This window comes from Thermodesulfovibrio sp. 3907-1M (assembly GCF_040450955.1).
Classification (GTDB): Bacteria; Nitrospirota; Thermodesulfovibrionia; order Thermodesulfovibrionales; family Thermodesulfovibrionaceae; genus Thermodesulfovibrio; species Thermodesulfovibrio autotrophicus.
Window position 1 is genome coordinate 854,131 of the sequence record NZ_CP144373.1, and the last position, 25,072, is coordinate 879,202.

22 protein-coding genes are annotated in these 25,072 nt (G+C 35.7%); 3 read left to right on the forward strand and 19 right to left on the reverse strand.

Going from position 1 to position 25,072, the window contains the following annotated elements; genetic code table 11:
* The first annotated feature begins 153 nt into the window (after positions 1 to 153).
* Positions 154 to 1,479, forward strand: a complete 1,326-nt coding sequence (locus V4D30_RS04450; protein ID WP_353685044.1) for an MBL fold metallo-hydrolase — start codon at positions 154 to 156, stop codon at positions 1,477 to 1,479.
* On the forward strand, positions 1,469 to 2,638 hold the full coding sequence (locus tag V4D30_RS04455; protein ID WP_353685045.1) for a radical SAM protein: 1,170 nt from the start codon (positions 1,469 to 1,471) through the stop codon (positions 2,636 to 2,638). Before V4D30_RS04450 ends, V4D30_RS04455 begins: the two co-directional genes overlap by 11 nt.
* Here V4D30_RS04455 and V4D30_RS04460 read toward each other — a convergent pair.
* The 18 genes from V4D30_RS04460 to mraZ are packed head-to-tail and all read right to left on the reverse strand — an operon-like array spanning position 2,604 to position 22,671.
* Entirely contained in the window at positions 2,604 to 4,244 is a 1,641-nt protein-coding gene (locus V4D30_RS04460) for a radical SAM protein (RefSeq protein ID WP_353685046.1), read from the reverse strand. The two genes, V4D30_RS04455 and V4D30_RS04460, sit on opposite strands and share 35 nt — an antisense overlap.
* Complete coding sequence (ftsZ, locus tag V4D30_RS04465) at positions 4,228 to 5,565, reverse strand: cell division protein FtsZ (RefSeq protein ID WP_353685047.1); 1,338 nt, start codon at positions 5,563 to 5,565, stop codon at positions 4,228 to 4,230. The genes V4D30_RS04460 and ftsZ overlap by 17 nt, the downstream gene beginning before the upstream one ends.
* Positions 5,566 to 5,586: 21 nt before the next feature.
* Positions 5,587 to 6,861, reverse strand: a complete 1,275-nt coding sequence (ftsA, locus tag V4D30_RS04470; protein ID WP_353685048.1) for a cell division protein FtsA — start codon at positions 6,859 to 6,861, stop codon at positions 5,587 to 5,589.
* Between the two features lie 10 nt (positions 6,862 to 6,871).
* The gene (locus V4D30_RS04475; protein WP_353685049.1) at positions 6,872 to 7,579 is read right to left on the reverse strand and encodes an FtsQ-type POTRA domain-containing protein; all 708 of its coding nucleotides are present in this window, start codon (positions 7,577 to 7,579) and stop codon (positions 6,872 to 6,874) included.
* Positions 7,569 to 8,480 carry a D-alanine--D-alanine ligase gene (locus V4D30_RS04480; protein ID WP_353685050.1) on the reverse strand — a complete coding sequence of 304 codons (912 nt, stop codon included), beginning with the start codon at positions 8,478 to 8,480 and terminating at the stop codon, positions 7,569 to 7,571. Before V4D30_RS04480 ends, V4D30_RS04475 begins: the two co-directional genes overlap by 11 nt.
* A complete protein-coding gene (gene murB / locus V4D30_RS04485; protein WP_353685051.1) occupies positions 8,477 to 9,364 on the reverse strand; it encodes a UDP-N-acetylmuramate dehydrogenase in 888 nt (295 codons plus the stop codon). Before murB ends, V4D30_RS04480 begins: the two co-directional genes overlap by 4 nt.
* Positions 9,361 to 10,731 carry a UDP-N-acetylmuramate--L-alanine ligase gene (gene murC, locus V4D30_RS04490; protein ID WP_353685052.1) on the reverse strand — a complete coding sequence of 457 codons (1,371 nt, stop codon included), beginning with the start codon at positions 10,729 to 10,731 and terminating at the stop codon, positions 9,361 to 9,363. The genes murB and murC overlap by 4 nt, the downstream gene beginning before the upstream one ends.
* A complete protein-coding gene (gene murG / locus V4D30_RS04495; RefSeq protein WP_353685053.1) occupies positions 10,718 to 11,827 on the reverse strand; it encodes an undecaprenyldiphospho-muramoylpentapeptide beta-N-acetylglucosaminyltransferase in 1,110 nt (369 codons plus the stop codon). The genes murC and murG overlap by 14 nt, the downstream gene beginning before the upstream one ends.
* Complete coding sequence (ftsW, locus tag V4D30_RS04500; RefSeq protein WP_353685054.1) at positions 11,824 to 12,999, reverse strand: putative lipid II flippase FtsW; 1,176 nt, start codon at positions 12,997 to 12,999, stop codon at positions 11,824 to 11,826. Before ftsW ends, murG begins: the two co-directional genes overlap by 4 nt.
* Complete coding sequence (gene murD / locus V4D30_RS04505; RefSeq protein ID WP_353685055.1) at positions 12,996 to 14,444, reverse strand: UDP-N-acetylmuramoyl-L-alanine--D-glutamate ligase; 1,449 nt, start codon at positions 14,442 to 14,444, stop codon at positions 12,996 to 12,998. The genes ftsW and murD overlap by 4 nt, the downstream gene beginning before the upstream one ends.
* On the reverse strand, positions 14,416 to 15,405 hold the full coding sequence (locus V4D30_RS04510; protein WP_353685056.1) for a D-alanyl-D-alanine carboxypeptidase family protein: 990 nt from the start codon (positions 15,403 to 15,405) through the stop codon (positions 14,416 to 14,418). Before V4D30_RS04510 ends, murD begins: the two co-directional genes overlap by 29 nt.
* A gap of 4 nt (positions 15,406 to 15,409) precedes the next feature.
* Positions 15,410 to 16,495: a phospho-N-acetylmuramoyl-pentapeptide-transferase gene (gene mraY, locus V4D30_RS04515; RefSeq protein ID WP_353685057.1), complete on the reverse strand. Its 1,086-nt coding sequence runs from the start codon at positions 16,493 to 16,495 to the stop codon at positions 15,410 to 15,412.
* Positions 16,485 to 17,828, reverse strand: a complete 1,344-nt coding sequence (gene murF, locus V4D30_RS04520) for a UDP-N-acetylmuramoyl-tripeptide--D-alanyl-D-alanine ligase (protein ID WP_353685058.1) — start codon at positions 17,826 to 17,828, stop codon at positions 16,485 to 16,487. Before murF ends, mraY begins: the two co-directional genes overlap by 11 nt.
* A gap of 3 nt (positions 17,829 to 17,831) precedes the next feature.
* Positions 17,832 to 19,301, reverse strand: a complete 1,470-nt coding sequence (locus V4D30_RS04525; RefSeq protein ID WP_353685059.1) for a UDP-N-acetylmuramoyl-L-alanyl-D-glutamate--2,6-diaminopimelate ligase — start codon at positions 19,299 to 19,301, stop codon at positions 17,832 to 17,834.
* Positions 19,298 to 21,028, reverse strand: coding sequence for a penicillin-binding protein 2 (locus tag V4D30_RS04530; protein WP_353685060.1), 1,731 nt, complete (start codon positions 21,026 to 21,028; stop codon positions 19,298 to 19,300). Before V4D30_RS04530 ends, V4D30_RS04525 begins: the two co-directional genes overlap by 4 nt.
* Positions 21,029 to 21,030: 2 nt before the next feature.
* Positions 21,031 to 21,324: a hypothetical protein gene (locus tag V4D30_RS04535; protein WP_353685061.1), complete on the reverse strand. Its 294-nt coding sequence runs from the start codon at positions 21,322 to 21,324 to the stop codon at positions 21,031 to 21,033.
* The gene (gene rsmH, locus V4D30_RS04540; RefSeq protein WP_353685062.1) at positions 21,321 to 22,199 is read right to left on the reverse strand and encodes a 16S rRNA (cytosine(1402)-N(4))-methyltransferase RsmH; all 879 of its coding nucleotides are present in this window, start codon (positions 22,197 to 22,199) and stop codon (positions 21,321 to 21,323) included. The genes V4D30_RS04535 and rsmH overlap by 4 nt, the downstream gene beginning before the upstream one ends.
* Positions 22,189 to 22,671 carry a division/cell wall cluster transcriptional repressor MraZ gene (gene mraZ, locus V4D30_RS04545; protein ID WP_353685063.1) on the reverse strand — a complete coding sequence of 161 codons (483 nt, stop codon included), beginning with the start codon at positions 22,669 to 22,671 and terminating at the stop codon, positions 22,189 to 22,191. Before mraZ ends, rsmH begins: the two co-directional genes overlap by 11 nt.
* Before the next feature lie 43 nt (positions 22,672 to 22,714).
* Between mraZ and bioF the strand changes: the two genes are divergently transcribed.
* Positions 22,715 to 23,890 (forward strand): 8-amino-7-oxononanoate synthase, encoded by a 1,176-nt coding sequence (gene bioF / locus V4D30_RS04550; RefSeq protein WP_353685064.1) that lies wholly within the window; start codon positions 22,715 to 22,717, stop codon positions 23,888 to 23,890.
* Here bioF and V4D30_RS04555 read toward each other — a convergent pair.
* A complete protein-coding gene (locus V4D30_RS04555) occupies positions 23,856 to 25,067 on the reverse strand; it encodes a type II secretion system F family protein (RefSeq protein WP_353685065.1) in 1,212 nt (403 codons plus the stop codon). The two genes, bioF and V4D30_RS04555, sit on opposite strands and share 35 nt — an antisense overlap.
* Positions 25,068 to 25,072: the final 5 nt, after the last annotated feature.

Consider the following 25,072-nt stretch of genomic DNA (forward strand, 5'->3'; position numbering starts at 1 on the left):
AATCCCTTTTGGGTAAATTTTATATTCATTTAATCATTTCCTCTAACTCTGAAAGACTGAATGTTAAGTTTTTTTAACTCATCTTTTTTTTGATAAAATAGCAGGCATATTGCCTCCTTTACTTAAAATTTTAATTTATTTTAACATAGTTTAATGAAAATTCAATTCTTCGGAGCTACAAAGACTGTTACAGGTTCGTGTTTTCTCCTTGAAGCTGAAAAACACAACATTCTCATTGACTGTGGACTTTTTCAGGAAGATGAGAAGGAATACCTAAACTACGAGCCCTTCCCCTTCAATCCAAGGAAAGTAGAGCTGATGATTCTTACCCATGCCCATCTTGACCACTCTGCTCTGATGCCAAAACTCATAAAAGAGGGTTTTAGAGGCAAAATTATAACAACTCCTGCTACAAAAGACCTTCTTGAAATAATGCTTTTTGATGCATTAAAGGTACAAAAAAACGAAAACTACAAACAGCCTCTTTACGATGAAGAAAACATATACAGAGCTTTAAAACAAATAGAAACACTGTCATATCAAAAAACTTTAAACTTCAACGGAATAGATATAAAACTCTTTGATGCAGGACATATTCTTGGATCAGCCACTGTTCAATTAAATATTAATAGTAAAAAAATAGCATTTTCAGGAGACATTGGAAGAAGTGGTTATCCTATTTTGCGAGACCCTGAAGTTCCAGAGGAAGCAGACTATCTCATTTTAGAGTCAACCTATGGAAACAGAGTTCATAAAACTCTTGATGAAAGTATTAAAGAACTCATTCTGGCAATAAAAGAGACCTTTCAGAAAGGAGGAAATGTAATAATTCCAGCCTTTGCTGTAGGAAGAACTCAGGATCTGCTTTATATTCTTAACAAAACAGTAAGACAGGGGCTTCTTCAGCCTGTAAATGTCTATCTTGACAGCCCTCTTGCAGAGGAAGCAACGAGAATATATCTCTCCCATCCAGAGCTTTTTGATGATGAAGCTTTAAGGGAAATGAGAAGTCCCAATCGTTCAGCTATAAAACTCCATTTTGTTAAAACTGTAGAAGAATCAAAAAAGTTAAACTCAATAAAATCAAATGCTGTTATTATTGCTGGAAGTGGAATGTGCCAGGGCGGAAGAATTGTATATCATCTTTATCATAATATTGATAGAGAGGAATGTAGCATTATTTTTGCAGGATTTCAGGCTAAAGGAACACTAGGAAGAAAAATCGTTGATGGAGAAAAAGAAGTTTCAATCCTCGGTAAAATTCTACCTGTAAGAGCAAAGGTTTACACGATTGGTGGTTTCTCAGCCCATGCTGACAGAGATGAGCTTCTCAATTGGCTTCAGTCAATAAAAACAAAACCGGAAATCTTTCTCGTCCATGGTGAAGCAAAAGTTATTGAAGCTTTCAAGAACTCCATAGAAGAAAAATTAGGATTTCAATGCAGGATTCCAGAAAGACTCTCCGTTTATGAAATCTGACAGATACTTCCTCAATGAAAATTTCTTTATAAAACTTATTGAATTTCCAGCACTTTATAATATAAAAACAGACGAGCTTTACAGTCTTGATGAAAGAGCATTAAAAATACTTAAAGATGTTGCAGAAGGCAAGCCTTTAAATATCAATGGAAAAGATGAAAAAGAATTCATAACCTACTGCTTAAACGAAGGAATCCTTACTGAAAAGCCTCAAAAAAGAGTTAAAACCGAGATTAAACAATCACCAATTCCTTCACTTAGATATCTTGAGTTACAGATTACAAATCAATGTAATCTCCGATGTAAACACTGTTTTGTTGATAGAGACAAACCTCAGGCTCTCCCTTTTGAAAAAATTAAAAAAATTCTAAAAGAGTTTGAACAGATGCAGGGATTGAGAGTTTTAATTACCGGTGGAGAGCCTTTGCTGCACCCTGAATTTGAAAAAATCAATGATTTTTTAAAAGAGCTTGCAATAAGAAAAATTCTTTTTACCAATGGAGTTTTCCTTAATGATGATGTATTGAAAAATCTGAATGTAGAGGAAATCCAGATAAGCCTTGACGGAATGAAAAAAGGGCATGAAATATTAAGAGGTAAAGGAACATTTGATAAAACTCTGCATGCAATAAAAAGGGCAATTGAATACGGATTTCAGGTATCTGTAGCAACAGTAATTCATAAAGGTAATCTTACAGAGTTTGAGGAGCTGGAAAACCTTATTAAAACCTTAGAAATAAGGGAATGGACAGTGGATGCTCTCACAATAACAGGAAATTTAAGGCTTCATCAGGAACTGTGGGTTCCTCCACAACAGGCATATAAAATCATGCAGAGATACGGTTTCTCTGTGGAAGACCATCCAAGAACAGAAGAGTACGGATGCGGTGCTCATTTGCTTACTGTGCTTTCAAACGGTCTTGTAACCTTTTGCTCTTTCTATGAAGATGAACCAATAGGTAGCATTGATGAAGGATTGGAGAATCTATGGAAAAAGAAAAAACAAATTATATTAAAAGAGCTTGAATGTGCAAAAATCAAATGTCCCTTTCTTCAGGAATGCAGAGGAGGTTGTAGATTCAGAGCCACTGTGTTAACTGGCAGAAAAAATGCTCCAGATTTATTTAAATGTTATCAGTTTGGAAGGCTAAATCCTTAGCCCTTTCATATTCCTTCCATAAAGCCTCCTTAGTTAATCCTTCATGTTCAATGAAATCCCATGGTAGATGGTCTTTAAAAGATTTAATTTCATAGAGGCTGTCCTTGACCTCATCAAAGATTTTCCCGAAGTTTTCTCCCTCTGAAATCCTTTCAATCACTGAAATTGCCTTTCTTGATGCTCTTGCAAAGTATCCCTCCATGTAAGAGTATTTTGGAACTTCATGAACAAGCTTGAATCCCTTAATCTGTAATGTATCTTTTTTCAATTTTTTCAATTTCTCTTTAATTTTCTCATGCTCCTCCATCCTGTGCCATTGAAAGGGAGTAAAAGGCTTTGGAACAAATATGCTTATACTTGCCGTTATCCTGCGAGGGAAAACATCTCTGATTTTTTTAATGAGTTTAACTATTTCATTAATCTCTTCATCTTTTTCAAAAGGAAGCCCTATCATAAAGTAAAGCTTCAGAGTTTCCACACTGGTCTCTTTAAGTTTGTCTGCTATAGTAATTAGGTCTTCTTCACTGATTTCTTTTTTTATTATTTTTCGTAATCTCTGAGAACCTGCCTCTGGAGCCAGAGTAACGGTTTTCTGTGATGCAAGATTTTTTAAAATTTCAATGGTTGCTTTGTCTGCTCGTAGGGAAGTAAAGGATAGTTCAAAGCCCTCAAGCTTGAATAATTCCTTTAGCTCACTGTAAGCTGTCAGAGAAGGAGCTATTATTCCTGCTTTAACGGGTTTTAAACTTTCAATTATCTGTCTTAATTTTTCAAAAGAAGCTTTCCTTACAGGCTTATAAACATGTCCCACAAGACAGAATCTGCAACTGAAAGGGCATCCACGCATACTTTCTAAAAGAAATATGCTGGAAAATACAGCCTCTTCAGTAATTATCTGGGAAAAATTGAATTTTTCTGCAAAATTTTTACAGTAAACCTTCTTAATTTTTTCTGGAGCATTTTCCCACAAAACTCTCCTTCCTCTTAATTTTCCCTGAAAATATACCTCTTCGTATGCTTCTGGAACATAAAAACCATCAAACTTCAGAAGCTCTTTTTTTAAACTATCCTTAAAATCTTCCAAATAGCAACCTTCCTTAACAGTTCTGTAAGCTTCTATGAATTTATCAATAAGTTCTTCAGCCTCTCCAATAAATAAAACATCAAAAATTTCTGCCAAAGGTTCAGGATTGCTGAAAGCTCCAACTCCACCTGCCACAACAAGGGGATGATTAAAGCCTCTCTGTAAAGTGTAGTGAGGAATTCTGCCGAGTTTTAATATTTTTAAAATATTTGGATAGTCATTTTCAAAACAGAGACTGAAAGCCACTATATCAAACTCATAAAGCGGCGTTTTTGATTCAAAGGACACAATGGGATGATTTATAAAATCCTGCTCTTTCTCGGGAAGAAAAGCTCTTTCGCAGACAACATCCTTTCTTTGATTAAAAAGCCTGTAAACAGCTTGAAAGCCCAGGTTTGATATGCCAATCTGATATAGATTTGGATATATGAGACATATCTTTATTCTACCACCATGCTCCTTAAAAATCGTACCCTTTTCTTTTTTCAGAAAAGCATCAATTCTGTCAAATATTTTTTTCATTCAGGATTTTATATTTCTTTCTCAAATAAGCAGGGATATCAATCTCATCCTCAATATCTGTAGGAATCTCTTTTGAAGGCTCTTTTAGAATTATAGAGTTTTCAGGCTCCTGGGTTTTTTGTTTTTCATCAACAGTCTCCTTTCTGCTGGTCTCAAAAGTATCATCAACTTCTTTATTGATAGAGGAAGTAGATAAGCTTTTTTCTAAATCTGATTGATTCTCAGAAGTCCTGGTTGTAGAATCAACTTTCAATGAAGAAAGAGAATTAATATCTTTTGAGATGATTTTTTTTGTCTCTTTTAAGGAAATGTTGCTACTTTTTGGCATCCACTTCTCAGTGGAGCTTAAATTTATCTCCTCAGTTTTGTCTTCAAATCCTGTTGCAATAACTGTAACATATATCTCGTTTTCTATTTCTGACTTTATAACAGTTCCAAAAATAATGTTTGCCTCTTCATGGGCAACATCATAAACAGCTCCAGCAATTTCCTGAACTTCATCAAGAGTGAGGTCAAATCCTCCTGTGATATTTATCAGTATTCTTTTTGCACCTTCTATTGATGTTTCTTCAAGCAGGGGATTATTAATTGCTCTACGGGCTGCCTCAGCTGCACCTTCCTGTTTTGTGCATGTTCCAAGCCCAATTACAGCCTTCCCAGAGTTTTCAATAATGGTTCTTACATCTGCAAAGTCTCTGTTTATAAATCCGGGACTTAAAATCAGGTCTGAAATTCCCTGGACTGCTTGCCTTAAAATATCATTGGCAATTGCAAAAGACTTTACAAGAGGAGTTCCCTTTTCAACAACCATGTGAATTCTATCATTGGGGATAATAATTATTGTATCCACATATTTTTTCAGTTCTTTTATTCCCACAACTGCATTGTGAAGCCTCTTTTTACCCTCAAAATAAAATGGTTTTGTAACAACAGCAACTGTCAATATTCCCAGCTCTTTTGCTAAAGAGGCAATCACAGGCGCAGCACCTGTTCCTGTCCCTCCACCCATCCCAGCTGTTATAAAAATTAAATCTGAACCTTCAATACAGGAAAGAAGCGTATCTCTGTCTTCCAGTGCTGATTTCTTACCAAGTTCAGGGTCAGAGCCTGCTCCAAGACCTCTGGTAAGCTCCTTTCCAATCTGAACCTTTACAGGAGCCAGGGATATTTCAAGGTGCTGTATGTCTGTATTGACTGCTATAAACTCAACTCCATAAACCCCTGAAGAAATCATAGTATTTACTGCGTTTGTTCCTGCTCCTCCAACTCCTATAACCTTTATTTTTGCCACAGGTCTTTCCACTTCTTCAATTTCAAACATCTTTTCCCTCCTTCTTTGATTTTATATAAATTTTTTCAATCCTTTTTCAAACCACATTGCAATTCTATTAAATACCCTTTCAAAGCCTGAAGTTGAATCATTAAAATCTCTTGTTTTTATTGCATAAATAAAACTGCCTATGGTTGAAGAAAACTCAGGGTGATAAATTCCTTCTATTTCTTCTTCATTAAAAGGAGTCTCATCTAAACCAAGTTCATAAGCCATTTCCATGAGTCCTGCATCAGGTTTACCTATTCTTGCAGGAATTGATAGAAATCCTTCAGCCAGAGAAATAAAACCCTGCAAAAGAGAGGTTCCACCTGTAAATACTGCTGAAGATATTGAATCAAGAGGAATTGAATCAATCTCCTTTTTAATGATTTCAAGGATTTCCTCACATCTTGCGTAAACTATTTCTTTTATTACATTCAGAGGAATTTTTATAGAATGCTTATCCAGCCCAACAATTTCTATCTCCTTCTCATTCTCTTTGAATTTCAAGGTACCAAAACTTACATCAGGCATCGCAACTGCAAACTGGGTTTTTATTCTCTCTGCTTCTCTAAATGGTATTTTTAAGCCTATTGCCAGATCATTTGTAATGTGATTACCTCCGATACCGTATGTTGCAACATGCTTTAAATAGCCATCTTGAAACACAGCAATGTCAGTACTTCCTCCACCAATATCAACAACCACAGTTCCTATTTCTCTGTCATGTTCTGTAAGAGTAGCTTCAGAGGATGCTATACTCTGTAACACTATCTCTTCAACTTCAACTCCTGCTTTATTACAGCAAGTAACAATATTCTGAATGTGAGATGATGAAGCAGTTATAATATAAACCCTTGCTTCAAGCCTCAATGCCTTCATGCCAACTGGGTCTTTTATCCCATTTACTCCATCTACAATAAACTCAACAGGCAAAATATGAACTGCCTGTCTGTCAGAAGGGATTCTCATAGCAGTTGCTGCTTCAATAGCTAAATCAATATCTTGCTCTGTCACTTCTTTTTTTCTTACCCTGACTGCTGCATTACTATACATACCTTTGATATCATTTCCTGAGACACAGACATAAGCTTTTTTCACCTTTAATCCTGTAGTGGTTTCTATATCCTGTAAAGCCCTTTTAATAGAAGTACTCATTGCTTCCATGTCCACTATTTTACCTTTCTTTAAACCAGCAGAAGAATAACTTCTCAGAAAATTGATCTTTAGCTTTGCATTCTCAATTTTTGCTGAAGCAAAAGCTATTTTTGTCGTTCCAATATCTATTACTGCAATCTCACTCATTCTTCAAATCCTACTGAACTGGCTTTACTATTACTCTATCAGGAAACCTTAAATCAACGTATTGCACCTGTAACCCTCTTTTTTGAATTTCAGCATTAACAATGAGATACTTGGCAAACTTTATCTCAAAGTCTCCCTTACCTACAATAATTGGAAAATCATTTATGTAAAGAGTAAGAGTATCTGGATTATTGCCTGTTATGGTTACTTCATCTTCAGGTTTTATAAAGCCCTTATTGTTAATAAAATTCAGTAACTTCACAGCTTCTTCAATAGTCTCCCTGTTTTTAAAGGGATCAATATTTTTTATAACTGGCAGTAACAAAGGCTTAGGATTCTGTGATGCCTGAATCTCTTGCGTAAAATCCTCAAGAACCTGAGCTTCATAATCAATTAAATAGGCTTTTTCATTAAAAATGGCAACAGCAACTGGACTGGATTCTTTTATATAAATAGTTATTGTGCCATTTAAATCTTTCCTTACTATCGCATCTTTTATCCACGGCGTTTTTTTTAGTCTTTCGTATAAGCTCTTAGATGATGGATAAATCACAGAACTTCCCTCTTTTATGCCTATGATTGATTTGATTTCTTTTTCATTAAGATGTTTGTTGCCAATAATTACAATACGCTTTACAGTAAGTCCTTCAGAATATAAAAATGCTACCATTAAAACGAAAAAAACTCCCACGAGAATTATCCACTTCTTATTCTTCATCTTTCAGTGCAAGCTCAAGGATTTCTTTAACAAGACTTTTAAAATCATAACCTGCAAGAGACGCTATTTTGGGTAAAAGTGAAGTCTCTGTCATTCCAGGGATTGTATTTACTTCAAGAACATAAACATTATTTTCCTTATCAACGAGCATGTCAACTCTTGTAGCACCCTTACAGCCCAATGCCTGATGAGCTTTCAGTGCAAGCTCTTTAAGTTTTTCATAAAGAGAAGCATCTATCTCTGGAGGAAGTATATAATCAGTGAGTCCCTTTGTATATTTTGCTTCGTAGCTGTAAAAGCCCTTTTTAGGTCTTACCTCAACTCCTCCAAGAGCTTTGTTTCCAAGAACACCAATGTGAACTTCTTTACCTTCAATGTATTTTTCTAAAATTGCCCTGTTTCCATATTGAAAGGCTTCTTTAAGAGCTTCATCAAGCTCTTTTTCGCTTCGGACAATATTTACTCCTACTGAAGAGCCTTCGTGTGCAGGTTTTACAACAAGAGGAAAACTGAGAGGCTGAAGGCTGAAGGCTGAAGAAAGATAATCAATTTTATAAACTGTTTTGAATGGAGGAACAGGGATGCCATGATATAGAAATACTTTCTTTGTTGCTTCTTTGTCCATTGCCAGAGCTGATGCAAGAACTCCTGAACCAGTATACGGAATCCCCATAACTTCAAGCATTCCCTGAACTCCGCCATTTTCTCCCCATCCACCATGAAGGACCAGAAAGGCCACCTCAATTTTTTCCTGTTTTATTTTCTCACATAGGTCACTGCCTGCATCTATAAAAATCGCATTAAATCCGAGTTCCCTTAAAGCATTAAAAACTGCCTGTCCACTTCTAAGAGATACCTCTCTTTCCGATGATATTCCTCCAGCTATTACACCAACTCTCATAAAATCCCCCCTAAAATTTTTATCTCAGGTTCTAATTCAATAGAAAAAAGCTTGAATACTTTTTCTCTAACAATATCCATTAATCTCAGAAAATCACTTGCTTTACCACTGCCAGCATTTATAAAGTAGTTAGCATGAACAGAACTTACAACTATATCTCCAATTCTCATTCCCTTTAATCCTGCTTTATCTATTAAAGCACCTGCTGAGTGTCCTTCAGGATTCTTAAATACACAACCCGCAGACCTCTCTTTTAAAGGTTGTGTTTCCATTTTTTTCTTAAGAAACTCCTTCATTTTTTGAAAAGGCTCACCACTTTTTAAGTTAAATCTGGCAGATTTAATAATCCATGATTCAGGCAGTCCTGAACTTCTGTATTTAAAATTCATATTCTGCTTTTTTAAAACCTTTATCTCAAGGTCATCAGTAATAACTTCCACTTCCTCAAGGCTGTCCTTTATTTCATATCCAAAAGAGCCTGCATTGCCTTTCACAGCACCTCCGACTGTTCCTGGGATACCAACAAGTCCTTCCATACCTGAAAGACTTCTTTTCAAAACAAAGGCAGCAAGCCTTTGAAGCTTTACTCCAGCTGAAGCCCTGATTTTAAATTCTTCAATATCTATTCTGTTCATTCTTTTTGTATTGATTACCACTCCTCTAAATCCACTATCACTTACGAGTAAGTTACTACCTCCTCCTATAACATAATAGGCTAATCCCTCGTTTTTTATTACTTCAATCAATTCCACAATACTGTCTTCCTCTGAAAATACTATTAAATCAGCCTGTCCTCCAACTCTCAAAGTGGTATACTCAGAGAGCGGCTCATTTTTTTTATAAATAATTCCCTTTTCTTTGCAGAAAATTTCAATATTTCTCATAGCCTTTCCAGCAGAGCTTCACCAATTTTATAAACATCTCCTGCTCCAATGGTGAAAACCACATCTCCTTCTTTCAGCTCCTTCAAAATATCATCTTTAATTTTTTCTTTATCAGGATTGAATCTAACATTAACATGCGCAGCTTTTAGCTTTTCGTATAAAATTTCACCACTCACTCCTTCAATAGGAGGCTCACTGGCAGGATATATATCCATAAGGAATAAAACATCAGTCTTTCGCAGTGTGCTTTTAAATACCTTAATAAACTCTTCCATTAAATCTCTTGTTCTTGTGTATCTGTGCGGTTGAAAAACTATGCAAAGTCTATCAGGTTTTAACCATAAAGCAGTTTTTAGCACAGCCTTTATCTCTGTTGGATGATGCCCGTAGTCGTCATAAAATTTTATTCCTCTTTTTTCTCCTTTAAACTCAAATCTTCTGCCAATTCCTTTAAAACTCTCAAAAGACTCTTTCACTTTTTCCAGAGGCACTGAAAGTTCCTTTGCCACAACTATTGTTGCCAGAGCATTCAAAACATTATGCTTTCCTAAAACAGTAATAGTAAATCTTCCAAGAGATTTCTCTCTGAAAAAAGCATTAAAGGAAACCTTTGGTGGTGAATACTCAATATTTTTTGCATAAAAATCAAAGCTCTCATCAAATCCATATGTCACATATCTTCTTGTTAAATGAGGAATTAAATCCCTTATGTGCCTGCACTCTCCACAAAGAATTGAAAGACCGTAAAAGGGAACTTTATTTGCAAACTCAACAAAAGCCTTTTTAATTCTTCTGAGATTTTTAAAATAATCAAGATGTTCTCTATCAATGTTTGTTATGACAGAAATAGCCGGAGTAAGCTTTAAAAAACTTCCATCACTTTCATCAGCCTCTGCCACAAGAAACTCACCCTTGCCAAGTTTTGCATTACTGCCAATTGACTTCAGCTTTCCACCAACAACTACTGTTGGATCAAATCCTGCATCAGTTAAAACAGTAGCAATTAACGAAGTAGTTGTTGTCTTTCCATGAGCACCGGCAACTAAAATTGAATATTTCAGTCTGCAGAGTTCAGCAAGCATCTCAGCTCTTGGAATGACAGGAATACCAAGCTGCTTTGCTTTGACAATTTCAGGATTATCAGGCTTTACTGCTGAAGAAAATACGACCACATCTGTTTCATCAAGATTCTCTTTGCTGTGTCCAATGAATATTTTTACTCCAAGACTTCTTAATCTTTTAACAGTATCAGACTCTTTTATGTCAGAACCTGTTACTGTATAACCCAGGTTATGAAGAACCTCAGCAATACCGCTCATTCCAATTCCACCAATACCAACGAAATGAATTCTTTTATACTGATACATTTCTCCTCCTTATCAGGGTTTCAGCAATCTCTATAATTTTTTCTCCTGCTTTTGGTTTCCCAAATGCAAGACTTGCTCTCTGCATCTCTTTTATGACTTCTGGATTATTTAAAATCTCGTTGATCTTTTTTGCAAGGCTCTTTCCATTTAAATCCCTGTCAAGAATAAGTTCACAGGCACCACGGCTGAGAAGTCTTCTGGCATTCATCTCCTGATGATTGTATGCAGCATAAGGATATGGAATCAAAATTGATGCTTTACCAATGGCTGTAATCTCTGCTACAGTGGAGGCTCCTGCCCTTGAAATTACTAAATCTGCTACACTGTAAGCCTCTGCCATCTCATATATAAAGGGCAAAACAGTTGCCTTAAATGAAAGATTTTTATATTCAGTAGAAACCCAGTTTAAATCATACTCACCTGTTTGATGTATTATCTGGATTCTGTCTTTCAATGGAAGTAAATATGAAAGAGCTTCTGTCATAGCTTTGTTTATTTTTCTTGCGCCAAGACTTCCTCCAAAAACCAGTATAGTGAGTTTTCCTTCTTCTATATTAAAAATCCTTTTTGCTTTTTCTGAATCAGCTTCAAGAATCTTCTTCCTTATTGGAGTTCCTGTGAGATAAACTTTTTGTTTCGGAAAATAATCAATGGTTTCAGGATAGGTTATAGCAATTGCTGAAGCAACCCTTCCAAGTATTTTATTTGCCAGTCCTGGAACAGTATTCTGTTCAAGAATAATTGAAGGAATTTTTTTTAAAGCCGCTATTAAAACAACAGGAAAGGAAGCATATCCTCCTACTCCAAACACCACATCAGGTGAAAAGGAACTTATAATCTCTTTTGATTCAGAGATTGATTTAAAAAGACTAATGACAGCCTTAAGTTTCTGTGTTGCAGACTTTCCAACAAACCCCTGAATAGATATAAATTTCAACTCGTATTTTGTTTTAGGAATAACCTTTGCTTCCAGTCCCTTTTGAGTTCCTACAAAAATAATTTGAGCCTCTGGATGTCTCTCTTGAATTGTCTCTGCAAGAGCCACTCCGGGGAAAAGATGTCCTCCTGTTCCACCACCAGCTATGATAACTTTCATGAGAATCTTTTACCTCTCCAGTAGTTGTATTTTCTTAATTTTGTTTTTCTCTGAGGTAATACCTCTACCAAGCCTTTAGCTGAATTGAATCTTGAAAGATTAAGTAAGATTCCAATAGCTATGAGATTAACCACCAAAGCAGACCCCCCATAGCTGATAAAAGGCAGTGGAAGACCTTTTGTTGGTGCCATGCCTGTTACAACAGCAAAGTTTATCAATGCCTGAATAGAAATCATAGTTGTAATCCCTGATGCGAGAAAGTAATAAAAAGGTTCAGACTGTCTCATAGCAATGCTTAATCCTCTGACACATATCAAAAAAAACAAAACAACCACCGTAGCTGCTCCAATAAATCCCATCTCTTCACCAATGTGAGCAAATATAAAATCTGTATGTATCTCAGGTAAAAAAGCAAGTTTCTGCTTTCCTTCTCCAAGTCCCTGTCCTGTAAGTCCTCCACTTCCAAGAGCAATCAATGACTGAACAAGCTGAAACCCGCTACCCTGAGGGTCAGCCCATGGATCAAGAAAGGAAGTAATTCTTTTCCATCTGTAAGGCTCCTTAGCAAGATAGAATACAACAGGAATGGCAAGCAAAACAGTAGCCCCCAAAAATCTTAAGCTTACACCTCCTATAAAAAGCATCACAAAACTAATTATTCCAAGCGTCATTGCTGCACCAAAATCAGGCTGCTTTAGAAAAATCAACTGGAAAATAGCCATCAATCCTAAGGGAATTATAAAATGCTTGATACTTTCTTTATTGTAGCCATCTCTACTCATATACCATGCAAGAAAAAAGACCATTGCAAGCTTTACAAGCTCTGAAGGCTGAAAGGAACTGGGCCACAGTCTGAGCCATCTTCTGGCGCCTCCTGCAGTTACTCCCAGAGGAGTAAAAACTGCTGCAAGCATTATAAAGGAAATAATAAGCAGTGGGAAAACCAGTTTTCTTAATTTTTCTGGTGATAAAAAAGTAAAAACAATCATAAAGAAAAAACCTGCAATCAATGTAAAAAACTGCCTCTGTAAATAAATCATTCCTCCCTTATTTGCGTATTTTGCCTTAACAGAGGCTAAAACAGAAGTAGAGCTGTAAACTGCAACAAGTCCGATTACAACAAGCAAAGTCACTACAACTATAAGTGTTTTATCAATAGAGCCTCTTTTCATAATGAGTTCACAATATCCTTGAATACTTCTCCACGATGTTCAAAGTTCATAAACATATCAAAGCTTGCACATCCAGGAGAAAGAAGCACCACATCTCCTACACTAGCAATTTCTTTTGCTTTCAATACAGCAGATTTCATATCATCCTCAAAATAATAGGGCACTAAATCTCCAAGAGCATCTGCTATTTTTTGCTTTGCCTCACCAATAAGCACTAAAGCCTTTAGTTTATTTTTTACAATCTCCCTTAACTGGGAAAAATCTCCATCTTTGTCTCTTCCTCCGGCAATTAAAATCACATTTCCGGGGAAACTTTCAAGGGACTTTGCTACTGCATCAACATTGGTTCCCTTTGAATCATTTACATAGACTACTCCGTCTATTTCTCTTACATACTCCATTCTGTGAGGAAGTCCTGAAAATTCTTTAACAGCTTCTTTTATGCTTTCTCCTTTACATCCAGCACAAAGAGCAAGTAATGCTGCTGCCATTATATTTTCAATGTTGTGAACCCCTTTTATTTTAAATCTGCTTACAGGAAGAACTGTATTTTCCATCTCTGAAAAGATGCTTTCTGGAATCTCTTCTCTTGGGTTGAACCGAACTTCATTATTTTTTAAATAGGCTCCATAAACGCTTTGAAATCTGCTGAAATAAAAAACATGTGGAAGTCTACCTTTTCTCAAATAAACATTTCTTAAATGTTCAATGGCAGAGACTGTATTTTTATCATCCATATTAAGTATAAGATAGTCCTCTCCGCCCTGATTCTGAAAAATTTTTGCCTTTGCTTCAATATATTCCTTCATACCTGAATATCTATCCATATGATCAGGTGTAATGTTAAGTATTGCTGCAAAATCTGGTTTAAAACTTTTTATTCCTTCAAGCTGAAAACTTGAAAGCTCAAGCACAAGATAGTCTATATCAATTTCTTTGTTTAAAACTTTCAAAACAGCCTCTGCCATAGGATATCCAATGTTTCCTGCCAGATAAGTCTTTTTGCCATCTTTTTTCAAAAATTCATAAACCAGTGTAGAAGTCGTAGATTTTCCATTAGAACCTGTAACACCTGTTATCTTTATCTCTGGTTTTATTAAACTTAGAATCTGCCAGCTGAGTTCTATCTCACCAATAACTGGAATACCTTTATAGATCGCTGAAACAATTGAAGGAGTGTTCAGTGGAACTCCTGGACTTACCACTATGACTTCAGCATCCTCAAGAGCTTCTGATGGATGCCCACCTCCTGTTATTCTTTCCACACTCTCTTTTATCTGCGTTATCTCTTTTAAGATTTCGTCTTCATTTTTTTTATCATTTATAATTAATCTTGCACCAAGACTGCTTAGCAGTTGAGCTACAGCTAAGCCACTTTTGCCAAGCCCGACAATTGCTACTTTTTTATCTTTCAGTTCAGATAGTTCTTTTATTATTCTTTGCATTTTTTATCCTCTTATTAAAAGTTTTCTTCACTTTCTTCTTAGTTGTCTTTTTAGCTAATTTTTGATTACTTTTGTAGGACACAGGCATTATTGATTTTTCCTCTGAAAGCCTAACAACAGGCTCCTGTTTACCGGAAAGAACATCTTCCGCCCGAGCTATTAGTTGTTGAGTATCTTCCCAGAGTTTTTCTCTGTTGCTGTCTCCAAGAATTGCCGTATAAACAACTCTCCCTTTTACTTTATTGGCACTGACAAAGCAATGCCTTGCAGTTCTTGTGTATCCTGTTTTGCCTCCTATCATGTTATCTTCTAACCATAATAAATGATTGGTATTCTGAATGAAGTGTTCTTTACCGTTTCCAGATTTTACTAAATAAACCCTGGTATTTATGGCTTCCTTTATCAGCGGATAAGAAAGCGCATGAGACATAATTTTTGTTAGGTCATAAACTGTTGTATACTGTCCTTTTCCAGGTAATCCACTGGCGTTTATAAATCTTGTATCTTTTGCTCCTATTTTCTGCACCTTTTCATTCATGAGTTTTACAAAATTTTGCTCACTTCCTGCTGTGGCTTCTGCCAAAGCAACTGCTGCAGAGTTTACAGAACGCATTAAAGCAAGGTAAACAAGGTCCCGAACAGTATAAACTTCTCCATTCAGAAGTCTTGGTGAGACACTGGGAGTTTTAGCTGCTTTTTTTGATATGATTACCTTCTGCTCAGGATCAAGTTTTTCAAGAGCAACCATTACTGTTACAAGTTTTGTTGTGCTTGCTGGAGGAAGTTTCATATGAGGATTTTTACCGTAAAGAATTTTCCCTGTCTGAGCATCCACTGCAACTGCACTAGGTGCGTCAATATCAGCAGCTAAAGCATAGGAATTCAAAACAAATAAACAGACAATAAAGATGAAAAATTTTAGTTCTGCCTTGATTCTTAAGCCTTTAGCCTTATTTCTCATTGCATCACCTCAGTTTCAAAGTTAAAAGACTTAAAAGAGCAAGTATAATTCCTATTATCCAGAATCTTACTATAACCTTTGACTCTGGCCATTTTTTCAATTCAAAATGATGATGAAGTGGTGCCATACGAAAGATTCTTTTGCCATTGGTTAATTTAAAATAGCCAACCTGAATAATAACTGATAATGCCTCTACAACAAATATTCCTCCAACAACAGCGAGGACTATCTCATGTTTTGTTATAACTGCAAGACTTCCAAGTGCTCCTCCAAGACTCAGAGAACCCACATCTCCCATGAAAACCTCTGCAGGATAACAGTTATACCATAAAAAACCAAGACATGCTCCAAGCATTGCTCCGCAGAAAACAGACAGTTCTCCACTTCCGGGTATATAAAGAACATAAAGATATTTTGCAAAGACTGCATGACCTGATATGTAAAGAAGAACAGCATTCACAATAGAAGCAATCCCAACAAGACCTGCAGCAAGACCATCCATTCCATCTGTAAGATTAACAGCATTTGAAGTCCCAACAATTACAAATATTGCAAACGGTAGATAAAAAATTCCAAGGTCTATAAGCCACTGCTTGAAAAAGGGAATACTTAGAACAGTTGTATACGGGTCTTTTGGATTGAAATAAAGAAAAAGAGTTACCGACAGAGCAAGTAAAAACTGAAAGCTTAATTTATACCTGCCAGGTAAACCTTTATAGTTTTTTCTCGTGATTTTCAAATAATCATCTATAAATCCTATCAAACCAAAGCCCAAAAAACATATAATCATTATCCACATGTAGTGATTCCTTAAATTTCCCCATAAAAATACTGAAATCAGAACTGATGCAATTATTATTATTCCACCCATTGTAGGAGTGCCTTCTTTTTTAAGGTGTGTCTTTGGTCCGTCATCTCTAATATGCTGGGTGAAACTTAAATTTTTAAGCCATCTTATGCACGAAGGAGCAATAAGGAATGTAAAAAAGAAAGATGTAAGTATAGCAAGCATTGTCCTGAAAGTAATGTAACGGAAAACATTAAATACCGAGATCTGATCACTTAAACTGTAGAGAATTTCATAAAGCATCTCTGCCCTCTAATAAAATGTCAAGAATCTGCTCCATCTTCATAGCTCTTGAGCCTTTTATTAAAATAATTTCAGAACCATTAAGTTGTTTTCTCAAAAAAACAGCTGCCTGCTGAGCATCATCAAAAACCTCTCCATCAACATATCTTAAAGCATTTTTCATAAACTTACCAACTCCAACAAAAAAATCAATCCCCATCTCTTTAATCCATCTACCAACTTCCTCATGAGCTGGTTGAGTAAGCTCACCAAGTTCAAGCATGTCTCCAAGCACAGCAATAGCTTTTCTCGTTTTTTTTCTTCTTGCAAGCTCCTGTAAAGCTGCCTTCATTGAAGAAGGATTGGCGTTATAAGCATCAAAAAATATTTCAATTCCATTGATTTTTATTATTTCTCCACGCATGGCTACAGGACTAAAGGATTCTACTGCTTGCTGCAGCATACACTTAGAGACACCAAAGAAAGTGGCAACAGCCAAGGCACCTGTTATGTTGTAAACATTGTGAATGCCCATTAAAGAGGATTTCACTGGAAAACTTACTCCATCAGCATGAAAATCAAACTCCACATGCTCATCATAAAATTTAATGTTTTCAGCCCTATAGTCACATTCATTGCTCAAACCAAATCTCAGAATATTTCCTTTAAAATCCTTAAGTCCTTCCATAAGAAACTCATCATCGCCATTGGCAAAAACTGTTTTAACAAAGGGAAGTATCTCAAGCTCCCCCTCTCTTACGCCTTCAATTGAGCCAAATCCTTCAATATGCTCATATCCAATATTGGTAATCATTGCATAATCTGGATAAACTATTTCACAAAGTTCCTTTATATCTCCATGTCTGTTTGTGCCAAGCTCAAGAACCATTATTTCCGTATCGTGCTCAATCTTACTCAGGCAGAGAGGAACTCCTATATTGTTATTGAAATTTCCTTCTGTCTTAAGAATCTTATATTTTTTTGACAGCATACCAGCAATTAATTCCTTTGTTGTAGTTTTACCATTACTTCCAACAACTGCAATAACTTTTCCTCTAAATTTTTTTCTTAAGTATCTTGCCAGATTCTGTAATGCTATTAGAGTATCATCAACCAGAACTACTGTTTTATTTTGAAAATTTATGTCTTCTTGTTTAGAAATCACAGCACCATATGATTTTTGTAATGCTTCAATTAAAAAATCATGACCATCTCTTTTAGAGCCTTTTAAAGCAAAAAATAAATCATTCTCTGCAATTGTTCTTGTATCAATTGATGCTCCTCTGAATATCTGCATCCCTGAGGAAATTAATTTTCCTCGTGTGGCTTTTATTAAATCCTCAAGAGTAAACATGGCTTAATGCATTCCTTTCAAAGCCTTTATCAAAACTTCTTTATCACTGAAATGGTATCTTTTCCCTTTTATTTCCTGATAGTCTTCATGACCCTTGCCGGCAACAATTAAAATATCTCCTTTTTTGCATATTTTTGTTGCAATCCATAAACTTACTGCTCTATCTGGAACTACAATATAGTTATCCTTCAGGATACCGTCTTCAATTTCTTTAATTATTTCTCCTGGTTCTTCCCATCTCGGATTATCAGAAGTAAGAATAACCATATCGCTTAACTCTGTAGCAATTCTTCCCATCTGGGGTCTTTTACCTCTATCACGATTACCACCGCAACCAAAGACTGTTATTATTCTGCCATCGTTTGATAAATCCTCTTTCAATTTTTTTACACTTAGAAGCAATCTCTCAAGAGCATCAGGTGTGTGTGCATAATCAATAAAAACAAGAAAGTCCTGCCCTTCATCAACTCTTTCAAATCTTCCCTCCGGGGAGTTAGCCTCTAAGAGAGCAGAAACAATAATATCAGGTGGTATGTTTAAGCCAAAAGCAACAGACACAGCAGATGTAACATTGTAAATATTTGGAACTCCTAAAAGAGGTGTTTTCACAAACAATTCTTCATTCTGAAGGGAAAAAACAATCTCTGTTTCTTTAAACTTCAATCTATAATTTTTTACATAAATGTGTGCCTCAGGATTTTGCAGAGAATATAGAATTTTTTCACTTTTTACCTGCTCGGCAAGTCTTTTTCCATATTCATCGTCAATGTTTATTACTGCAATACCTTCTTTCTTAAGTAAATCAGTAAAAAGTCTTTTTTTTGCCTGAAAGTAATCTTCCATATCTTTATGAAAATCAAGATGGTCTCTTGAAAGATTTGTAAAGACCGCCACATCAAACTGAGTGTAATCAACTCTTTTTAAAGCAAGAGCATGGGAAGAAACCTCTGAAATAACATATTCCACTCCTCTTTGAAGCATCTCATAGAGAAGTCTATGAAATTCAGGAGCTTCTGGAGTTGTATGAATTGCTGCTTTTTCTTCGTTATCAATTAGATATTTGATGGTTCCTATAACTCCTGTTTTTTTACCGTATTTTTTCAGTATCTGTCTGATTAAATACGATGTGGTTGTTTTTCCATTTGTCCCTGTTATCCCGATAATTTTAAGTTTTTCACCTGCTCCATAAAATCTTGAACTAAGCCATGCAAGAGCGTCTCTCGTATCATTAACACCTATCCACGTAACAGAGCTGTTATAAGGCGTGAAACGATCTTTTTCATAAACAACTGCAACGCTACCTTTTTTTATTGCCTCTTCAACAAAAAGATGTCCGTCAGTATTTTCTCCTGATATGGCTACAAAAAGGCTTGACTCTTGTATATCTTTTGAATTATAGCTTATATAAGCAATCTCTCTGTTTATATCTCCTTTAACATCAAAATCCTCTCTTAAAAGCTCTTTTAAGATCATCGTCTTGCCACCGAAACCTTTCTATTTGTTTGACTATCAAAGTTAACAACAAGACCTTTTTGTCTGGCATCATCTCTTGGAACATTCAGATAAGACAGTGCCTCATCAGCTATTGCTTTAAATACCGGAGCTGCAACAACTCCTCCATAATGAGCACCTTTTGGGTCATGAATTACAACTATCATGGCAATACGGGGATTATCAGCAGGAATAAATCCAACAAAAGAGCTTACAAATCTATCTTTTGAGTATCTGTGGGTTTTTGGATCATATTTTTGAGCAGTGCCTGTTTTACCTGCCACATCATTTCCATCAAGCTTTGCTTGAGTAGCAGTTCCTCCTTCTTCTGTAACTTTTTTAAGGATTTCTCTCATTATCCTTGCTGTTTTATCAGAAATTATCTTTTCCCTCTGAATAACGCTTTTATATAAAATATTTCCTTCAGGAGAGCGAATTTCAGAGACCACAAAAGGCTTTACAAGATAACCTCCATTGGCAATCGCAGAGTAAGCTCTAAGTATTTGCAATGCTGTAACTCCTACCTCCTGTCCAATTGGAATCGCGCCTATTGATGTGCCAGACCATTTTTGTGTGGCTCTTATATAGCCTGATATCTCTCCAGGAAGGTCTATTCCAGTTTTTTCACCAAAGCCAAATTTTTTTATGTATTGATAAAGTTTTTCCTTTCCAAGCATCATTGCTATCTTTATTGTCCCCACATTTGAAGACTTCTGAATAACCTCTTCAAAAGTAAGAACTCCATGTCTATGAGCATCTTTTACTTTTTTACCCCCTACTTCTATATATCCCTGAGAGCAATCAAACTTAGTATATGGCTTTACAATGCCTTCTTCAAGTGCCGCAGTGGCGGTAACTATTTTAAAAGTAGAGCCTGGCTCATAAAGATCTGTTATTGCACGATTTCTTATTATACCAATATTTTTTATGGATTTTAAATTATTGGGATCATATGTGGGTCTGTTTGCAAGAGCGAGAATCTCTCCTGTAAAGGGATCCATCATTATTGCAGTAGCAGAAGAAGCCTGCCATTTTTTTACTGCTTCATCAAGGTATTTTTCAACAATGTATTGTAACCCTTCATCAATTGTTACAAAAACATCATTTCCCTTTACATCCTTTAAATCTCCCTGAGAAAGCTTCTTCCCCTTAGCATCCACTGAGACTGTTTTTAAAGCCTTTTCTGCTCTAAGATATTTATCATACTGCCTTTCCAGTCCTTCTATACCCTGTTCATCAAGATTCACAAATCCAATCACATGAGAAGCTAAAAAACCCTTTGGATAAAATCTTGCTCCTTCTGTGACAGAACCAACTCCTTCAATCTTTAAAGCTTTCACTTTTTCTGCCAGAGCTGAATCAACTTTTCTCTGAAGCCATAAAAATCTTATGTTTCTCTCTGACAATCTTTCTATCTGCTCAGGATCAACTTTAACATAGTTTTTTAAAAGATTAACTGCCTGAACTGACTTTAAAGATGCAGGATCAATGAACAGAGACTCTTTTTCAAGAGAGATTGCCAGTTCCCTGCCCATTCTGTCATATATGTTGCCTCTCTTCGGAATAATTTCTTCCTTTTTTATTTGTTGAATTTCTGCTCTTGCAAAATAAGCCTTGTGTTCAACAAACATGATTAAACCAAGACGAAAAATAACAGAAGCAAAACAGATTAAAAGGATTATTTTCAGCAAAATAAGCCTTTTCTGCATTTTCAATTCTTTTTGTTAAAACTTATTGTTTTTACTAAATTTTCAGGACTCCCTTCTATATAAACAACTTTCTTCCTGTCTGGAAATACCAGCAAATGCTCCTCAGCATTATTAATTCTTACAAAGGAGGTTAAGCTTGACTTTTGAGCAACTAAATTCTTGTTCTCCCTTAACAAAGCCTTTTTTTTCTCTTCAAGACTGCTTAATCTGTACTCTACAGAAATTACATTTGACCTTACCCATAAAATGGCAAAAATTGCAAAAAGAATAAAAACTATTGAGATAAAATATTTCATACTTTTTCACCTCCCCTGAGTCTTGCACTTCTTGATGAAGGATTTTGAGAAACCTCTTCAAGAGATGGTAAAATGGGTTTCTTAGTGAGAACCCTGACAATTCCATTCTGTTGTTTTTCTCTGAAAAAATTCTTTACAACCCTGTCCTCACCTGAATGGTAGGAAATAACGCATATCCTTCCACCTGATTTTAATAATTCCAGTGCCTGGGAAAGTCCTTCTATTAATTCGTCAATTTCTTTATTCACTTCTATTCTTATTGCCTGAAAAACCTGAGTTGCGGGATGAAGTCTTCCATGTCTTGGAATAACTCTTTCAATTAAATCTGCCAGTTCTTTACATGTATCAATTGTTTTTTTGACTCTCTGTCTCACGATCTGTCTTGCTATTCTTCTTGCAAAGGGTTCATCACCATATTCTTTAAAAATCCTTTCAAGCTCCTTTTCTGAATATTTGTTTACCACATCCCAGGCTGTTAAAGCACCTGTTTGATCCATTCTCATATCAAGATTTTCATTAGAATAAAAACTGAATCCTCTTGAAAAATCCTTTAACTGAAGCATTGAAACTCCGAGGTCAAAAATAATACCATCAATACTGTCAATATTTAATTCCTTTAAAACCTCCTTTAATTGAGAAAATTTTGCTTTTTTTAAAATCACCCTTGAATCATTAAGAACTTCTTTTGAGATCTCTATTGCTGATTCATCCCTGTCAATGCCAATTAGTCTTCCCTGATGGTCAAGCCTTTTAAGTATTTCCAGTGAATGTCCTGCACAACCTACAGTAGCATCCACATAAGTTCCATGAGAAACTGGATTAAGAAGCTCCATTACTTCTTTAACCATTACCGGAATATGTATTTTATAATCCATACCTGGCAAGGCCATCCTGTATCCTCTTTATATCCACCTTTGATGGATCAGTGATGCTATCCCATGTAGGTTTATCCCATATTTCTATTCTGTCAATCTGCCCAACAATAACAACCTCTGAATTAATTCCAGCATCCTGTCTGTGTTCGTAGGGGATCAGTATTCTCCCCTGTTTATCAAGCTCACAAGGTATAGCTCCTGCTATAACTCTCCTTAAAAAGTACATTACAGCCTCATCTGATTTGGGAAGCTGTCTTATTTTCTCTTCAAGCTTTAGCCATTCTTCAAGAGGATAAAGATGCAAAGCCTTATCAAATGGAGCATTTGTAAGATAAAGTTTGCCTGAAGCATACTTTGTTGCCAAAACCTCTCTAAAAGGAGCTGGCAGAATAACTCTTCCTTTTTGATCAAGATTATGGTAATATTTTCCTATGAAAGATATCATACTCCACTTTGCACCACTATTTACCACCAATATTATACTAAGGTGAAATTTTTGTCAAGAGGTTATTTATATGAGTGAAAAAATTTTTGAAATTTTTGAAAAAAAGCTTGAAAAACTTAAACAGGAAAATCTCTATCGCTCAATAAAAGATATGGAATCAAGGAAGGGGATGAAGATTACAATTGAGGGGAAAAACTACATAAACTTTTCATCCAATGACTATCTTGGACTGAGTCAGCATCCACTGGTAAAACAAGCAGCAAAGCAAGCAGTTGAAATTTTTGGCTGTGCTGGAGGGGCATCAAGGCTTCTTTGTGGAGGCACGATTTTGCATAAAAAACTGGAAGAGCTTTTATGTGAATTTAAAGGCACTGAAAGCTCCATTGTTCTCAACTCTGGTTATACGGCAAATACTTCTTTAATACCAGCACTGGCTGATGAAGAAGATATAATCTTCAGTGACGAACTTAATCATGCAAGCATAATTGACGGAGTGAGGCTCAGTAAAGCAAAAAAAATTATTTATAAACATGCTGATATGAATGATTTATACAAAAAGATAAAAGAAACTTCATGTAATGGCAAAAAAATTATAATAACAGACACTGTCTTCAGTATGGATGGAGATATTGCACCACTTCAAGAGCTTTATGAAATCTGCAAATCTGAAGGTGCAATTCTTTATATTGATGATGCTCATGGAACAGGTGTTCTTGGACAGGGACATGGTGCATGGAAACATTTTAATCTTCCTAAGGAAAATTTCGTAGTGCAAATGGGAACTCTTTCAAAAGCAATAGGTTGTTTTGGTGCATTTGTATGTGGAGCAAGTAGTTTAATAGAATGGTTTATAAACTCAGCAAGAGGATTTATTTTTTCCACTGCGCTTCCAGCAACTATTATTGCCTCTGCCTTTGCTTCCTTAAAAATTATTATGGATGATAAAACTCTTATTGAAAGACTGTGGCAAAATACAGAGAAAGTTATGGAAGTTGTGAAAAATCTTAATATAAAAACAACAGATACGCAAACGCCCATTATTCCAGTTGTCTTTAATACCATACATGAGGCAACAGAGGCTTCAAAAATCTTTAATGATTTAGGTATCTATGCACCTGTTATAAGACCTCCAACAGTAAAACTACCAAGAATAAGAATCACAATAAGTGCGGGGCACACAGACAGAGATATTGAAAGACTTATTGAGGCTTTTAACCTCCTCTACCGGCAACTTCACCGAGTTTAAATATTGGTAGATAAAGGGATATGACAATAAATCCTATTGTAACGCCAAGAAATACTATTAAAGCAGGCTCAAGCATGCTCATAAGATTAGCAACAGCATTGTCAACTTCTTCATCATAAAAATCTGCTACTTTATTGAGCATCTCATCGGTTTTACCAGTAGACTCTCCAACACTTACCATCTGAACAAATATTGGCGGAAAAATTATAGGTTTTGATTTTAAAACCTCTGTAAGAGATTTACCAGCAGTTACATCCTCTCTCATTTCAATAACAATATCCTCTATAACTTTATTTCCTGAAGCTCTTGCTGCAATCTCCATGCTGTTGAGTATAGGGACTCCACTACCAAGAAGTGTTCCAAGTGTTCTTGCAAACCTTGAAAGAGAAGCTTTGAGCAAAATAACTCCTAAAAGAGGAATCTTCAAAAAAATGGCATCTGTTATTTTTTTACCTTTAGCAGACCTTCGCAAAAATTTTATAAATATGAAAAATCCAATAACTCCTGAAAGTATAAAAATTCCTGACCTTGCCATGAAATTGCTCATAGCAATTGTGACTCTTGTAGGAAGAGGAAGATCAACTCCCATTTCAGCAAACAATTTAGCAAATGTTGGAATAACAAATATCATGATAATTGCCACAACCAGAACAGCTACAGCTATTACCAGACTGGGATAGATCATGGCACCAATAATTTTTCTACGGAGCTTTATCATTTTTTCAAAATAATCAGCCATACGCTGTAGCACCTTGTCAAGCATTCCACCTTCCTCTCCTGCTCTAACCATATTTACAAAAAGTGAGCTGAATACTCTTGGATGCTTTTTCATGGCATCAGCTAAGGAGGAGCCTTTTTCTATGTCATTTCTTAATTGAATAAGAACTTTTTTGAAGCTTTTATTCTTTATCTGACCAATTAATGCATCAAAAGCCTGAAGGACAGGCACACCTGAAGAAAAAAGAGTTGCAAACTGACGGGTAAAAAACAGAATATCTTTCTGAGAGACTCTTGCAAAACCAAAAAATTTTTTCTCTTCCTTTTCTTTTACATACCTTGGAATTATTCCCTTTTTCCTTAAGGCTAAAAGCAATTCTCCTTCATTCTCAGCTTCAGTTTCACCTGTTACTGGAAGTCCTTCTTCTGTTCTACCCTTCCAGATAAAAGTTGTAGGCATTTCAA

Bases quoted from the DNA above. Each gene is read 5' to 3' on its own strand.
- V4D30_RS04450 (WP_353685044.1), top strand. From the start codon at position 154: ATGAAAATTCAATTCTTCGGAGCTACAAAGACTGTTACAGGTTCGTGT.
- V4D30_RS04455 (WP_353685045.1), top strand. From the start codon at position 1,469: ATGAAATCTGACAGATACTTCCTCAATGAAAATTTCTTTATAAAACTT.
- V4D30_RS04460 (WP_353685046.1), bottom strand. From the start codon at position 4,244: ATGAAAAAAATATTTGACAGAATTGATGCTTTTCTGAAAAAAGAAAAG.
- ftsZ (WP_353685047.1), bottom strand. From the start codon at position 5,565: ATGTTTGAAATTGAAGAAGTGGAAAGACCTGTGGCAAAAATAAAGGTT.
- ftsA (WP_353685048.1), bottom strand. From the start codon at position 6,861: ATGAGTGAGATTGCAGTAATAGATATTGGAACGACAAAAATAGCTTTT.
- V4D30_RS04475 (WP_353685049.1), bottom strand. From the start codon at position 7,579: ATGAAGAATAAGAAGTGGATAATTCTCGTGGGAGTTTTTTTCGTTTTA.
- V4D30_RS04480 (WP_353685050.1), bottom strand. From the start codon at position 8,480: ATGAGAGTTGGTGTAATAGCTGGAGGAATATCATCGGAAAGAGAGGTA.
- murB (WP_353685051.1), bottom strand. From the start codon at position 9,364: ATGAGAAATATTGAAATTTTCTGCAAAGAAAAGGGAATTATTTATAAA.
- murC (WP_353685052.1), bottom strand. From the start codon at position 10,731: ATGTATCAGTATAAAAGAATTCATTTCGTTGGTATTGGTGGAATTGGA.
- murG (WP_353685053.1), bottom strand. From the start codon at position 11,827: ATGAAAGTTATCATAGCTGGTGGTGGAACAGGAGGACATCTTTTCCCC.
- ftsW (WP_353685054.1), bottom strand. From the start codon at position 12,999: ATGAAAAGAGGCTCTATTGATAAAACACTTATAGTTGTAGTGACTTTG.
- murD (WP_353685055.1), bottom strand. From the start codon at position 14,444: ATGCAAAGAATAATAAAAGAACTATCTGAACTGAAAGATAAAAAAGTA.
- V4D30_RS04510 (WP_353685056.1), bottom strand. From the start codon at position 15,405: ATGAGAAATAAGGCTAAAGGCTTAAGAATCAAGGCAGAACTAAAATTT.
- mraY (WP_353685057.1), bottom strand. From the start codon at position 16,495: ATGCTTTATGAAATTCTCTACAGTTTAAGTGATCAGATCTCGGTATTT.
- murF (WP_353685058.1), bottom strand. From the start codon at position 17,828: ATGTTTACTCTTGAGGATTTAATAAAAGCCACACGAGGAAAATTAATT.
- V4D30_RS04525 (WP_353685059.1), bottom strand. From the start codon at position 19,301: ATGATCTTAAAAGAGCTTTTAAGAGAGGATTTTGATGTTAAAGGAGAT.
- V4D30_RS04530 (WP_353685060.1), bottom strand. From the start codon at position 21,028: ATGCAGAAAAGGCTTATTTTGCTGAAAATAATCCTTTTAATCTGTTTT.
- V4D30_RS04535 (WP_353685061.1), bottom strand. From the start codon at position 21,324: ATGAAATATTTTATCTCAATAGTTTTTATTCTTTTTGCAATTTTTGCC.
- rsmH (WP_353685062.1), bottom strand. From the start codon at position 22,199: ATGGATTATAAAATACATATTCCGGTAATGGTTAAAGAAGTAATGGAG.
- bioF (WP_353685064.1), top strand. From the start codon at position 22,715: ATGAGTGAAAAAATTTTTGAAATTTTTGAAAAAAAGCTTGAAAAACTT.
- V4D30_RS04555 (WP_353685065.1), bottom strand. From the start codon at position 25,067: ATGCCTACAACTTTTATCTGGAAGGGTAGAACAGAAGAAGGACTTCCA.